The sequence below is a fragment of the Flavobacterium sp. CHNK8 genome (genome assembly GCF_019774515.1).
Taxonomy (GTDB): Bacteria; Bacteroidota; Bacteroidia; order Flavobacteriales; family Flavobacteriaceae; genus Flavobacterium; species Flavobacterium tiangeerense.
In genome coordinates this window covers 722,047-734,741 of record NZ_CP081492.1, presented here as the reverse complement: position 1 = coordinate 734,741, position 12,695 = coordinate 722,047, and the positions used below count along the sequence as shown (strand labels likewise).

The 12,695-nt window shown below is 33.2% G+C and carries 8 protein-coding genes; 3 read left to right on the top strand and 5 right to left on the bottom strand.

All coding sequences use genetic code 11. The annotated features are described in order from the left end of the window. Positions 1-40: 40 nt before the first annotated feature. Complete coding sequence (locus tag K5V07_RS03055) at positions 41-691, bottom strand: lipopolysaccharide assembly protein LapB (RefSeq protein ID WP_182648458.1); 651 nt, start codon at positions 689-691, stop codon at positions 41-43. A gap of 243 nt (positions 692-934) precedes the next feature. Between K5V07_RS03055 and K5V07_RS03050 the strand changes: the two genes are divergently transcribed. The 3 genes from K5V07_RS03050 (at position 935) to K5V07_RS03040 (ending at position 9,032) form a co-directional block, all read left to right on the top strand. Continuing rightward, positions 935-1,924, top strand: a complete 990-nt coding sequence (locus tag K5V07_RS03050) for a glycosyltransferase family protein (protein ID WP_221916356.1) — start codon at positions 935-937, stop codon at positions 1,922-1,924. 209 nt (positions 1,925-2,133) lie between these two features. Next, positions 2,134-2,595 (top strand): DUF962 domain-containing protein, encoded by a 462-nt coding sequence (locus K5V07_RS03045; protein ID WP_221916355.1) that lies wholly within the window; start codon positions 2,134-2,136, stop codon positions 2,593-2,595. A 194-nt stretch (positions 2,596-2,789) separates the two neighbouring features. After that, on the top strand, positions 2,790-9,032 hold the full coding sequence (locus K5V07_RS03040) for an MG2 domain-containing protein (protein ID WP_221916354.1): 6,243 nt from the start codon (positions 2,790-2,792) through the stop codon (positions 9,030-9,032). A gap of 69 nt (positions 9,033-9,101) precedes the next feature. Here K5V07_RS03040 and obgE read toward each other — a convergent pair whose 3' ends face one another. From obgE to hpt, 4 genes are all read right to left on the bottom strand, one after another. Further along, the gene (gene obgE / locus K5V07_RS03035) at positions 9,102-10,103 is read right to left on the bottom strand and encodes a GTPase ObgE (RefSeq protein WP_221916352.1); all 1,002 of its coding nucleotides are present in this window, start codon (positions 10,101-10,103) and stop codon (positions 9,102-9,104) included. Positions 10,104-10,167: 64 nt separating this feature from the next. Next, positions 10,168-11,442 carry a hemolysin family protein gene (locus K5V07_RS03030; RefSeq protein WP_182648468.1) on the bottom strand — a complete coding sequence of 425 codons (1,275 nt, stop codon included), beginning with the start codon at positions 11,440-11,442 and terminating at the stop codon, positions 10,168-10,170. Positions 11,443-11,494: 52 nt separating this feature from the next. Continuing rightward, complete coding sequence (locus K5V07_RS03025; protein ID WP_221916351.1) at positions 11,495-12,067, bottom strand: adenylate kinase; 573 nt, start codon at positions 12,065-12,067, stop codon at positions 11,495-11,497. Between the two features lie 12 nt (positions 12,068-12,079). Then, positions 12,080-12,610: a hypoxanthine phosphoribosyltransferase gene (gene hpt / locus K5V07_RS03020; RefSeq protein ID WP_221916350.1), complete on the bottom strand. Its 531-nt coding sequence runs from the start codon at positions 12,608-12,610 to the stop codon at positions 12,080-12,082. Positions 12,611-12,695: the final 85 nt, after the last annotated feature.

The following is a 12,695-nucleotide window of genomic DNA, read 5'->3' as shown; positions in this document are numbered from 1 at the left end:
ATTTGCGCATTGGCCACAGCCAAATAACGGAGTGAGATTATTATGTTTTCTTTAATTTATGTTTGTATAAATTATCTAATTTTTGGGAACCCACTTTTGTACTACCCGCCTGAATGGCTTTTTTATACTGATTTTCTGCAGCAACGTATCGTTCAAAATATTCATCAATATGCCCTCTTGAAAGGTAGCCGTCTACAGGTGATAATTTTGCTAATTCATTTGAATATTTAATCGCTTTAGACTCGCTTCCGCCAACAATTCCAGGCAACTGAATATACAATTCTATCAATGCCCATCGGGAGTCAATATGCTTTGGGTTTAATACAATGGCTTTTTCAAATGAAGATTTAACCTCATCAATCATTCCAAGCGCTTTAAACTTATTCACGGTCTTGGCTTTCATACCAAGCGCACCACCATATTTATAATAATAATCTGCCTCTGATGGCTTTAGCACTTTGAGCTTTTTATAATATACTATAGCTTTGTCCCATGATTTAGATTGACCCGCAATATCTCCCAAGTATTCTATAACCTTAGTATCAGAAGGATTGGTTTTCAAAATACCTTCAAAAAGAACTTCTGCCTGACTGTATTTTTCTTCCTTGAAAAGTTTCTCTGCTTTTTCAAAATTGGATTGAGACCACATCATCATTGGTAGCAATAAAAAAGAATAAAGAATTTGTTTCATTTTTCAAAAATAAGAAATTTATATAAGGATGTGAAAAGATTATGTGCCAACATTGCAACTAAAAGTATAATGAAATGGAAAACTTAAAAAAACTTTCCCATAACATGCTGTTATTACTTTAGCTAGACATTAAATGAAATGTTATTCATACTACAAATTCACAAACAAAGTTCTTGCCACAAAGTCAACTTAGCATAAATGAATTAGTAAAAAGACTCTATTTTTCGCAACCAAAAAAACAATATGAAAATATTTTATGCCATTCAAGCCACAGGAAACGGTCACATCAGTAGAGCCACACAATTATACCCTTATTTACTTCAATACGGCACAGTGGATTTCTTCTTGAGTGGCAACAATGCTAGCTTAGATCTTAAAATACCTATTCGCTATAAAAGTAATGGTTGCAGTTTGTACTACAGTAAGTGTGGCGGACTCGATTACTGGAATATTGCAAAAAATATCAAACCACGCCAAATCTATAAAGACGCTGATTCACTACCACTTAAAGACTACGATGTGGTAATCAATGATTTTGACGCCATCACATCTCTAGCTTGTAAAATGCAAAACATCCATTCGGTTCAATTAGGACATCAAGCCAGTTTCCTTTCTAAAAACACTCCCAGACCCGATAAAAAAAATATCATGGGCGAGCTCATTTTACAGCATTATGCTAAAGCTCCTAAGAACATTGGCTTGCACTTTGAAAACTACGACAGCTTCATAAGGCCTCCCATGATCAAGGACAAAATAATTGAGGCCAATCCCAAAAATTTACAACACATCACCGTTTATTTACCATCTTTTGACCAAGACTGTCTCGAAAAAGCATTTCACAAATTACACGATGTCACTTTTCATTGGTTCCTTAGTAGCGTAACTCACAAACACACCATTCAAAACATAACCTATTATCCCGTTAACCAAAAACAATTCAATAAGAGCCTCATCACTTGTGACGGAATTATTACGGGCGGCGGTTTTGAAACTCCAGCCGAAGCCTTATACCTCAAGAAGAAAGTACTTAGCATCCCTATACGCAATCATTATGAGCAGGAATGTAACGCAGCAGCATTAAAAAAACTTGGAGTTCCCGTGGTATATACTGTGGATAAAGAATTTGACATTACAATCTCAAACTGGTTAAACATGAAAATTACGTATCCTGAAATGCAAGCCAATAATATTCCTGAAACGCTTCAATACCTTTTTGATACCTATCGAGATTAAAAATTAATTTTTGGGAATGCCCCGCAAAAAAAAGCGGGTCGGGCTATACAGTACAATCTTTTTTGCGAAGAAAACGCAAAAAAGGATTTCCCTTTCTATCCCTCATTCAGCACTGCTTTAAATAGTTAAGTCAATCCGAGAGCTAAACTGAAAAAATAAAATATTTCAGCAAAATCTAATTTATTTATTACTTTAGTAAAAAATAAATTATGAAAACACTAGCAGAATGGTTTGAGGAATATAGCGTAAGCCACAAAAACCTGACCAATAAAAAGATTCATTATATCTGTGTACCACTTATCTTTTTTTCGGTGGTTGGTTTGTTTATGAGCATCCCGAGTGGTGTTTTATCTCCCCTAGCCTCCCTAAATCCAGCGCTTGCCAATTGGGCTTTTGTAGTGCTACTACTTGTTTTGTTTTTTTACTTTAGACTTTCCTTAGTAATGGGTTTAAAAATGACCTTCTTTACAGCTATTTGTCTCATCGGAAATTATTTAGTATCCCAATATGTGCCGTTAGTTTGGTTTTCTATAATTGTATTCACCGTAGGATGGATTGGACAATTTTATGGCCACAAAATCGAAGGTAAAAAACCATCCTTTATCAAGGATCTACAATTCTTGTTAATTGGCCCAGCATGGGTAATACACTCGGTGTTTAGCACCAAATAAGAATAATCTAAAAAGCTACTTTCCTATTTTATATCATCAAAACAGCAACTTAAAACCATAAAGTTGCTGTTTTTTTTATGCCTAGCAGTCCCAAAAAAAATCTAGCACAACTCTTTATAAATTGCATGCAAAAAAAGTGTAATTTGTAGCGCAATTCAATCAAGATAGAACTTCAATAGACATACCTATTTACCATGAAAAAATACATCTTAATTTTATTTTTTATGACAGTAACCGCCTTCTCTCAGCAGTATGAAAAGAAATGGTCACAAATCCTAGCCCAAGAAAATAAAGGCAAAATAAAATCCGCAACTGAACTTGTTGATGCGATTTACAAAAAAGCAAAAAAAGAGAATAATGAAGTTCAAATCATTAAATGTTTTTTTTACAAGTCAAAATACCTGCAAGTTCTTGAAGAAGATGCTAAAAGTAAAATCATTCGCAATCTTAAAGCCGAAATAAATACTGCAATGATACCTTCAAAAGCAATTTTGAATTTAGTTTATGCGAAGTGTTTGAGCGATTATAATGAAGAATATGACAATATTGCAGTAGCAGTTGTGGATACATTTGCAATCGAAAATGAAAATAGCGAAGATACGATTGACAGTGCAACAGTTAATGACTATAATACTTTACAAGACATTGACAAAATATTCGAAAAAACATTAGAAAACGAGGCTGTTTTAATAACAACTCCGCTAACCAATTATGAGGCAATTTTTGATTTTTTTACTTTAGAAAAATTAAAAAAAGAAAACCTGTTTGATTATTTGCTAAAAGAAAATATTGTCTTTTACAAATCAAAAATAAATGAATGGCAGTTTGAAGCGAAACAATTTGAAGCTTATAAAAATAATTTATTAGGAAATACTGATGCCTTTTTAAAATTAAACCTTGAATTGATTGAAGATGAAAATTTAAAAAAAGTACTTTCCTTGTATCAAAAGCTAGAAGCTGATGCACCAACTGTTGAAAACAAATTAGAGCGCATACTATTTTGTTCTAAGTATCTTATAAAATCTGATGAAGATTTACTGAATGCTTTACTTGACATAGAAAAAGTAACAAATGAAACTGTTGAATTGCAAAAAATTCAATTAGAAAAATCTACTATTTTCGGCAGATTAGCATCTAAAGAGACACATCCCGATTATAACAATAAAGCGTTAGCCGAATTAGAAAGCATTTTGAACACCAACAATAATTCTAATACGTTCAAACTGGCACAACAAGCCAAGGAAGAACTACTTTCAAAAACCATTCTAGTTGAAATTCAAAAAAACACATATAGTAACGAACACGCAAGAGCTTTTATTAGATATAAAAATACTGACAATCTAACCATTTCCTATTTTAAAATAAGTAATAGCAAAATTGTAGAATTTCACAATACATACCAAAAACGTGACAGTTTGGCTACTCAAATTATGACTAGTAAAAAACCTTTCCTAACAAAAAGCTACCAACTTGTTGACAAAAACGATTATTTTGAATACACCACTGAAGTACTTTTGCCACAATTGGAAACTGGTAGTTATTTACTTTATTTTGAATGTGATACTGACTCCAATGAAACAAAAGGATTTGGTTTTGAAACCATCACAGTTTCGAATATTTCAGTCTTGGCAAATACACAAAATGGTAATGAATATTACACTGTTTTAGACAGAAAAACAGGAAAACCACTTGAAGACGTTACTATAAAAATACTAAATAAAACCCTAAAAACAGATAAAAATGGACTCGCTTTCTATAAAAAAGAAAATTACAATCAAGATTACGAACCTATACAATTCTCAACAAAAAACGACACCCTATTCATCCACAAAGGAAATTTACCAAATAGACATGATTATACAAAAACCATAGATAAAAAAATTAAAAGAAGAGTAGAATTTTACCTGGACCGAGCTATTTACAGACCTGGACAACAAGTTTATTTCAAAGGAATTGCATTTCAAAAAAATAAAGACCAATCAAGTGTTGTTCCCAATACTTCTTTACTAATAAGCATTCAAGATCCTAATTACAACAACCTAAAAGAATTTGAAGTTACCACAAATGAGTTTGGTTCTTTTTCTGGTGAATTCATTTTACCAAAAACAGGCTTGACAGGAGATTTTAGAATTCAAGCAAAACAAACTGTAGATAACAAAAAAAATGTTTCTTATGACATTACAGAAGACGAACAACCTTTTTTAGACAATGTTACTTTAGAAAACTCATCTACTTATTTTAAAGTTGAGGAATACAAACGTCCGAAGTTTGAGGTGAGTTTTGAGTCTAAAAAAGAAAGCTTTCAGGTGAATCAATCAGTTACCGTAAAAGGAATTGCCAAAGCATTTGCTGGAAGCACGATTTCGGATGCCAAAGTAACCTACACCATAACTCGTTTTACGAATTCTTTCAGAAATTATTATAGTAACGAGCCCGAAGAAACTTTAATTAGTAGCGAAACCAAAACAGATGCTTCTGGCAAATTTGTGATTGATTTCATTGCACAACCGTCTAAAAATGCGACTAAGGAACAGCTTCCTATTTTCAATTATAGAATAAACGCAAGCGTTACCGATATTAATGGAGAAACACATACTGCCGTTACCACTATTAAAGTAGGCTACCATGATTTGGTATTGAATGCTTTTACTGCAAACAGCATAGAAACGAAAAACAAAAATGAAATTACACTGAGCAGCACAAATTTAAATGGAGAATTTAAAGCTACAAAAGGAGAAATTAAATTGTATTTCGTAAATCCGTTTCAAAATAAATTCAAATCAAGAGTTTTCACACAACCCGAAATCGCTACTATTTCGGATCCCGATTTTGAAAAATTATTTCCTTACGAAGTTAACCAATCTGAAACATCCAAAAAACCAACTGAAATCTTACTGTTTTCTAAAAAAATAGATACTGAAAAGGACAAAAACATCGCACTCGATTTCATTACTGATTATCAATCTGGAAATTATAAAGTTATATTTTCGGCAAAAGATAGTTTTGAAAACCCTATCGAAACTGTTTCTAATTTCTCAATCATACAAAGCAAAGACAAGTACAACCCAAATAAACTATTTACTGTTGAGCAAATCAACAAAGACCCTAAGAAAGATGGTTTTGTAACTTTTGAGATCCGCTCGGCATTAGACACTTTACATATTCATACTAGTGCCAATTATAAAAACGGCACTTTTTATGAACAAGACATTCTTTTAGAAAACAAACAAGCTACATTTTCTATTCCACTTCAAAAGGATTTCGAAAAGTCTCTAAAAGTTGGTTTCCAAAGTGTGTTTGAGAACCAAACATTCACCGAACAACTAGAAGTTCTATTAAAATCTGAGGAACCTAAAATTGAATTTTCAGTGGAAAGTTTTAGAAATAAAATTCAGCCTGGAGCTATTGAAAATTGGTCATTCAAATTGAATTCTTCTAATACTAATTTGGAGGCTGAAATTTTGGCTTCCATGTATGACAGTTCTCTAGACCACTTTAACAAAACGTCGTGGGACACATTAAGTTTTAATGACTTTAGTAGAAATAATGTTTACTTCAAAACAAGTTTAGGATTTGACAAAACGTATATCTATTTTCAGAATTTAAATTTAGAATCAATTCCATTAAATCTTCTAAATGAAATAACCCTCCTAAAATGGTTTGGCTTTAATTTTAATGAATCAACTTATGGAAATGGAATGTCTTTCTATGAGATAAAAGATAAAAAACTTGGAAGTGAAATGATTAAAGGAGATCCTGATGCAGTGCTAACTGCAGAGCCTATAGGTACAGGAACAGCAGCCGTACTTGAAGAAGTAGTATATAAAACTGCTCTAAAAGTTGATATGGTAAAATTCACAAAACCTATTGTCATTCGGGGAAATAGCACTTCATCTGAAGCAAATAGTGCTTTATACATAGTAGACGGAGAACCTATGAATGATGCACAAATAAAATTAATTAATCCATCAGATATTCTTTCGATAGAGGTACTAAAAGCCGAAAAAGCCACTGCATTATACGGAGAAAAGGGCAAAAATGGTGTTATCATCATCACTACCAAAAAAGCACTTGAAGCCTTAACACAAGTAAAAGCAAGAAAAAATCTTTCTGAAACTGCTTTCTTTTACCCAAATCTAAAAACCGATAACAAAGGGAAACTGAGTTTCAGTTTTAGTGCACCAGAGGCATTAACCAGTTGGAAACTCCGTTTGTTAGCGCATAACAAAGCCGCTGTTTCCGGGTATTTAGAAAAAATGACCGTTACTCAAAAAGAACTGATGATTACCCCAAATTTTCCTCGTTTTTTTCGAGAAAAAGATTCAATCGTGATTACAGCCAAAATTGCAAACATCACCAATGAAACTAAGAAAGGAATGGCCGTTTTGCAACTTTTTGATGCTACTACCATGCAAGCAGTTGATGTTAAAATGGCAAATAACAACACCGTCAAAAACTTCACTATTGCAGCATTTGGAAACACATCTGTAAGTTGGAAAATCTATATTCCTGAAGGTTTACAAGGAGTTCAATATAAAATAGTAGCAAAAGCTGGAGACTTTTCAGATGGTGAAGAAAACATTGTACCAGTTTTAACGAATAGCATGCTTGTCACAGAGAGCATTCCAGTTTGGGTTAGAGACAATTCTAAAAAAGAGTATTCACTTGAAAATTTAAAAAACAACACCTCTACTACTTTAAAAAACCATCAATTTACCTTTGAGTACACCTCAAATCCTACATGGCTCGCCATTCAATCCTTGCCATACTTAATGGAATACGAACACGAATGTGCTGAACAAACATTTGCACGTTTCTATTCGAATGCGTTGGCGTCAGAAATCATTTCAAGCAATCCAAAAATTGAAAGTCTTTTTAAAACTTGGTCAGAAAATAAAAAAAATGACTCCAAACTGGAGGAGAATGAAGAATTGAAATCGATAATTCTAGCCGAAACACCATGGATCAATGATGCAAAAAGTGATGCCGAAAAAAAGAAAAACTTAGCTTTACTTTTTGATTTGGAGAAAATGAAAAGTGCGCAAGAAATTGCTTTTTCCAAATTAAAACAGAAACAAAAACCTTCCGGAGGATTTGGCTGGTTTGACGGCGGAACTGAAAGCGAATACATTACAAGACATATCTTAGCAGGTCTAGGGCATCTATCAAAATTAAGCACAACTATTAACAGTACTGAAAAAATAGCACAAATTGCTAAAACAGGTATTCCATTCTTAGACCAAAAGTTTTTAGAGCAACATAAGAATAGATTAAGTTCGTCAACTCCATCAGAAAAAATAATTTGGCACAATCCGTACTCTGAATTGCATTACCTCTATACGCGTAGCTTTTATGTAGAGCAGCAACCTCTTTCTGATACAATAAAGAAAGCCACAAAATGGTATATAGAAACTGCAAAAAAAGATTGGCTATCCTATTCCTTATACGAAAAAGGTTTGGCAGCCATAACATTAAATCGATTTGGTGAAAAAGATACTGCCAAAAAAATAATCGAAAGCTTAAAAGAAACAGCTTCTAACAATGAAGATTGGGGCATGTACTGGATTGCTAACAAAGCAGGCTGGTATTGGCATCAAGCACCTATTGAAACGCAAGCTTTGCTCATTGAGGCTTTCGCCGAAGTGAAAAACGACAAGAAAGCAGTAGACGAAATGAAAGTTTGGTTGCTAAAAAACAAACAAGTTAAGAACTGGCCTACCACAAAAGCAACTACCGAGGCTATCTACGCACTACTAATGGAAGGAACTGATTGGTTGAGTGTAAAAGACAAAACTGTGATCAAAATTGGCGACGAAAAAATACTTACCAAAAAACTCTCCGAAAACGAAAAAGAGGCCGAAACTGGTTATGTAAAACTCAACTGGAAATCAGATGAAATCAAAAAAGAAATGGGAACTATTAGCATTCAAAACAAATCAAACGTTTCTGGATTTGGTGGGATTTATTGGCAATATTTTGAAGAATTAGATCAAATAAAAAATCATTCGGGAGGTGTTTTATCGGTTGCAAAAGAATTATTTATCAAAAAAAACACAGCTAATGGTGATATATTACAAAAAATAAATGCAGCACTTCCATTACAAATTGGTGATTTAGTTACCGTGAGGTTAATTATTACGGCAAAGGAAGACATGGAATTTGTTCATTTAAAAGACCTAAGAGCCTCTTGTTTTGAACCTGTAAATGTACTCTCCGAATACCAATATAAAGGAGGTTTAGCGTTTTATCAAAGTACAAAAGATGCTGCTACGCATTTCTTTTTTGACTCCATAAACAAAGGAACCTACGTATTAGAATATGACATTCGTGTCAATAATGCAGGATCATTTTCAAATGGAATTACAACTATTCAAAGTATGTACGCCCCAGAATTCAGTAGTCATACCAAAGGGATTCGTATAAAAGTTAAAAAATAAATGAATAATACCACAAAAAAATCCGCTTCAATTTCTTGAAGCGGATTTACTATTTTAAAAAGTAAAAAATTAGTCGTTCAACATTTTCCACAATTTGTCTTTTAATTCTGTAAGCCCTTGTTGCGCTACAGAAGATATAAACATGTATGGAATATCTTTGAAAGACTCATCTAATTCTGTTTTCAGTTCTGCTTTCAACTCATCATCTAACATGTCGCATTTAGAAATCACTAATAAACGCTCTTTATCTAGCATTTCTGGGTTGTACTTGGTCAACTCATTCACAAGAATATCATATTCTCCCTTGATATCTGGTGTATCAACAGGAACTAAAAATAACAATGTAGAGTTGCGCTCAATATGTCTTAAAAAATAATGCCCTAAACCTTTTCCCTCAGCAGCTCCTTCAATAATTCCAGGAATATCAGCAATAACAAAAGATTGAAAATCTCTGTACGCCACAATTCCTAAATTAGGTTTTAAAGTTGTAAAAGGATAATCCGCAATTTTTGGCTTAGCCGAAGTTAAAACAGATAATAAAGTTGACTTACCTGCATTAGGAAAACCAACTAAACCTACATCAGCAAGCACCTTCAATTCCAAAATAACATCCATTTCTACTCCTGGTAAACCCGGTTGAGAGTATCGTGGCGTTTGATTGGTTGAGCTTCTAAAATGCCAGTTTCCTAAACCTCCTTTTCCACCGCGAGAAAGTATCTGTTTTTCTCCCTCTTCGGTAATTTCAAATAAAATTTCTCCTGTTTCCTTATCTTTTACAACAGTACCAAGTGGCACCTCTATGTATTTATCATCTCCATCAGCTCCAGTACTCCTATCCCCACTTCCATCTCCACCATTACCTGCTTTGATATGTCTTGCAAATTTGAGATGAAACAGCGTCCATAATGCTTTATTACCTACTAGATAAACATGTCCACCTCTTCCTCCATCACCACCATCTGGCCCACCATATTGTATGAACTTTTCTCTATGCAAGTGCGTAGATCCTTTTCCACCTTTTCCAGATGAAACATATATTTTAACGTAATCTACAAAATTTCCCTCAGTCATTTTTTTTAGTATTCAGTTTCAATTCTAGTTTAGATAGTAATAAACTAACTAGCGTAAAACTATTTTAATCTTTTAAGGCTTTCACCATTACTTTATCAATCTTCACACCATCCATATCGATAACCTCCAATTCAAATTTTTGCCAAATCAATTTCTCACCTTGTTTGGGTATGTGCGACAGTTCAGTCATTATTAAACCACTTAGCGTAGTTACTTCATAATCATTTATTAATTCGTCTAATTCAAAATAAGTCAAGAAGTCATGTAACGAATAATGGCCATCTACAAGCCAAGAACCATCTTCTCTTTCTATCAATTGAAAATCATCCTTATAAAAATCAGAAGCATCACCTACCAATGCTTCAAGGATATCATTCAATGTTATTACCCCTTGAAAAACACCATATTCATCAGATACAAATGCATAATGAATACCTGATTTCTTGAAATTTTCTAACGCCACATAAGCAGTAGTCTGCTCCATCATAAAAGGAGCTTCAGTCATGATTGATGCTAAATTGAATTCGTCATTTTCAAAATGAGCAAAAATATTTTTAAGGTTCACAACACCTACTATATCATCGTAATTTTCATTAAAAACAGGATAGATAGAGTGTAATTCCTTGAGCATAAACTCTCTTACCTTTTCCTTATCTGCATGAAGTGGTAAAAAAACAACCGACTTGCGATGTGTCATTAAAGAATTGATTTTTCGGTCACCAATATGAAAAACACGCTCCACAATATCTTGTTCAATTTCTTGAACTTCTCCGCCCTCAGTTCCCTCCTTAATGATAGCTTTTATTTCTTCCTCGGTTACTTTTCCATCAGCTGTTGGTTTAATTTGCAAAACATCTAATAAAAAATCTGTAGAAGTAGTAAGAAGCCAAATAAAAGGAGCTGTCACAATTGATACCATTTTCATTGGCAAAGCAACTGCCTTAGCAATCCCTTCTGGATGATTCAGACCTATTCGTTTGGGTAACAATTCTCCTAAAACCAAAGAGAAAAAAGTCAATACTACCACAACTAAACCTACTGCAACTGGCTGTGCATAGGGTTTTAAAAATTCAAAACCACTTACAAAAATTTCTACATCTTGAGTAATCTTATCACCACTGTAAATACCCGTTAAAATCCCAATCAGAGTGATACCTATTTGTACCGTTGATAAAAATTTATTGGGAGAATTTGCAAGGTCCAATGCTATTTTAGCGCTTTTATTGCCTTTTTTTGCTGCTGTCTCTAATCGGTTTTTTCGAGCTGAAATCAATGCTATTTCTGACATTGAGAACACTCCGTTTAGTAATATCAGAAAAAATATTATTAGTATTTCCAATTTTTTAATGGATTCGTTTATATCTCTTGTTCTGCGTATTTGAAATTATAAATTATAAATTATCAATAACTGCACTTACTCTTTCCGTAATTTCAGCAATGGAACCAATCCCGTCTACTATAAAAAACTTGTTTTGATTTTTATAAAAATCCATCAAAGGAGCGGTTTTTTCATTGTACTCTTGGTATCTATTTCTGATTTTTTCTTCGTCTTGATCATCAACTCTACCGCTTGTTTTTCCTCTTTCAAGTAAACGCTGAATTAAAATCTCATCGTCAGCCTCTAGCGCTACTGTAGCTGCAACTTTTGACCCAATAGATTCTAAAAAAACATCTAATGCTTCTGCTTGAGAAAGTGTTCTTGGATACCCGTCAAATAAAACACCGTTTGTATCTGGATGTTTATTTACTTCATCAATTAGCATTTTAGTAGTTAATTCATCAGGCACAAGATCTCCTGCATCCATATAAACACGAGCTTGTTTGCCTAACTCCGTATCATTTTTTAAATTAAATCTAAAAACATCACCTGTTGAAATGTGAGTTAACTTGTATTTTTCTTTTAAAAACTCAGCTTGAGTTCCTTTTCCAGCTCCTGGTTTGCCAAATAAAACGATATTAATCATGTTGTTTTGTAGTTATTCTTTTAATTTATATACTTCAGGTAAGTTTCTTCCAAGTCCGTCATAATCTAAACCGTATCCTACAATAAATTTATTAGGAATTCGAATTCCGATGTAATCAATTTTGATGTCTTTCTGGTATGCTTCAGGCTTAAAAAAAAGTGTGGCAATTTTAAAATGTTTCACATTTTGTTTTTTAAACAATTCTTTTAGTTCAACCAAAGTATTTCCTGTATCTACTATATCCTCAATAATAACAACAGATCTACCAGTAAAATCTTGATTAATTCCTATCAATTGCTTTACCTCATGCGTTGTTGAAGTACCCTCATACGAAGCCATTTTTATAAACGAAACCTCACATGGTTTTTTATATTGTTTTACAAAATCAGCTACTACCATAAAAGCACCGTTAAGCACTCCTACAAAAATAGGCGTTTCATCAGCAAAATCTGCCTCAACTTGTGATACCATTTTAGCTATAGCAAAATCAATTTCTTTTGCCGAAATAAATGGAACAAATTGTTTATCGTGAAGTTGTATCATTATTTTTGTATTTAAAATAATGGGCAAAGATAGCAATTTCTCACTTTACATCTTAGAATAATTGTTACAAGAATAGCCATACTTT

What these genes read in the sequence shown, in the direction of transcription:
- K5V07_RS03055 (WP_182648458.1), bottom strand. Translation starts at nt 691, where the DNA reads ATGAAACAAATTCTTTATTCTTTTTTATTGCTACCAATGATGATGTGG.
- K5V07_RS03050 (WP_221916356.1), top strand. Translation starts at nt 935, where the DNA reads ATGAAAATATTTTATGCCATTCAAGCCACAGGAAACGGTCACATCAGT.
- K5V07_RS03045 (WP_221916355.1), top strand. Translation starts at nt 2,134, where the DNA reads ATGAAAACACTAGCAGAATGGTTTGAGGAATATAGCGTAAGCCACAAA.
- K5V07_RS03040 (WP_221916354.1), top strand. Translation starts at nt 2,790, where the DNA reads ATGAAAAAATACATCTTAATTTTATTTTTTATGACAGTAACCGCCTTC.
- obgE (WP_221916352.1), bottom strand. Translation starts at nt 10,103, where the DNA reads ATGACTGAGGGAAATTTTGTAGATTACGTTAAAATATATGTTTCATCT.
- K5V07_RS03025 (WP_221916351.1), bottom strand. Translation starts at nt 12,067, where the DNA reads ATGATTAATATCGTTTTATTTGGCAAACCAGGAGCTGGAAAAGGAACT.
- hpt (WP_221916350.1), bottom strand. Translation starts at nt 12,610, where the DNA reads ATGATACAACTTCACGATAAACAATTTGTTCCATTTATTTCGGCAAAA.